Source organism: Protofrankia sp. CiP1_Cm_nod3, assembly GCF_982290655.1.
This window is the reverse complement of record NZ_CEVIVD010000116.1, coordinates 13,751-15,460: the sequence shown is the minus strand read 5'-3', so window position 1 is coordinate 15,460 and position 1,710 is coordinate 13,751. Positions and strand designations below refer to the sequence as shown.

The window sequence follows — 1,710 nt, the reverse complement described above, 5'->3', positions numbered from 1 at the left end:
TGCCAGGTGTGTTCGGCGTGCCAGTCTTGCGGGAGGTGGAGGGTGACCTGCCCGCGGGCGAGGCGGGCGGGGACGTTGACGAGGTGGGCGCGCAGGGTGGCGCCGCGGGCGCGGGCGTGGAAGCGTGAGGCCCCAGGGTGCCGGCGGCGCGCAGCAGGTTGTGCGTGAGCGCGGACAGCGCGAGCCAGGCGGCGTTGGCGGTGAACCGGCCGGAGGGCAGGTGGGCCAGTGGTCCGTCGACGAGGTCGGCGAGGACCTGCTCGATGACGGCGTGGTCGCGGTGCTGGGCTTCGGCCTGGGCCAGGACGAACGGGCTGTCGGTGAACACGGTGTGGTAGCGCCAGACGGGGAACAGTTCGTCCTGGCCGGCGGCGGCTTTCGGGTTGAGGTCCTTGACCCGGCGGACCAGCAGCCGGCCGTCGGTGTGCTGCGCGCTGCCGGCGAAGGCGGTGTAGGGGACTTCGGCGATCTCGGCGTCGGACACCCACGCCTGGTTGGTCTCGTCCCAGACGGCACGGGGGTAGCGGATCGGGGTCCAGGCGCTGTCCGGGACCGCGGCGAGCGTCCGGCGGATTTTGCGGTTGACCGGGGTGGTGACCGAGAAGCGGGCGCCGTTTCGGCGGCAGGCTGCCACGAACGCCCCGGTGTAGTAGGCGGAGTCGGCGCGGACGACCAGGGTGCCGCAGCAGCCGGCCTGCCGGGCGGCGGTGACGGCTTCGGTGACGAACGAGGCCGCGCCGCGGGCGGAGCCGGCGTTCCCGCCGCGCAGCCTGGTGCCGGCCACGACCGGGGCGGCGTGCGGGGTCGACACGGTGGCGACCAGGGCGTTCAGTCCGCGGACCAGCAGCGACTTCCCGGCGATTTTGGTGTGACCGAACGCGGCGCCTTGTTTGGCCGGGCCGTAGACCCGCCGCTGGGTGGAGTCGACGTCCAGGAAGGCCAGCGTGTCGGCGCCGGGCAGCAGCGGGGCGTGCGCGGCGAGGGCGGCCAGCAGCAGCCGGTTGACCTTGTCGAGTTGGCGGACATTGCCCCAGTCCAACGCCCGCAGGAACGTCCCGAGGGTCGAGGGGGCGCGGACCCCGCCGAACAGCTCGCCCACCGCGCCGTGGCGGAGCACCTCCATGTCCTCGACGGAGTCGGCGCCGGCGAGCATGCCGGCGACCAGGCACCCCACCTTCGCCGGGGCGTTGACGCCCCTGGGGTCGACCGGTCGCAGGTGCTCGGTGACCAGCTCGGGCAGGCCGACGCGTTCACCCAGCCGCATCACCGGGACAAGTCCCGCGCAGGCGATCAGGTCAGGGTCGTCGAACCGCGCGTGGGTTCTCGAGGCCGCATGCAACAATCGCACGTGCGAAGTGCCCTCTCGATCGGGTGGACGGAAGCGTAGAGAACTCCCATCCTCCCAGCTCGGAGGGCACTTTCGCGTTCAAACCGGACGCCAGACAGGCATATACGACGGTGCATCCAGGCTTAGCTGGGGCTGGTGGAATGCGGACCGTCTTGCGACGCCAGGCGCACGACGTTCGCCTGGCCGAGTCTCTGCTCATGTGTTTGGTTCAGTTCGAGGGACAGCTCGACGACGAGCCGGCGCAAGGTCGCGGCGGTGGCGCGTTCCTGGGCGAGGTCGGCGCTGACCGCGGTGAGTTTCCGCTCGAGGTCGGCGTTCTCGCGCCGCAACCATCGGGCCAGTGCGGAAGAACAGGTTAACCC

At 71.8% G+C, this 1,710-nt stretch carries 2 pseudogenes; both read right to left on the bottom strand.

The features are described 5' to 3' along the window. Nucleotides 1-1,348, bottom strand: a pseudogene (locus tag AC5LUJ_RS18580) (IS1380 family transposase); the annotation flags it as partial. 122 nt (nt 1,349-1,470) lie between these two features. Further along, nucleotides 1,471-1,710 (bottom strand): annotated as a pseudogene (locus AC5LUJ_RS18575) (hypothetical protein); the annotation flags it as partial.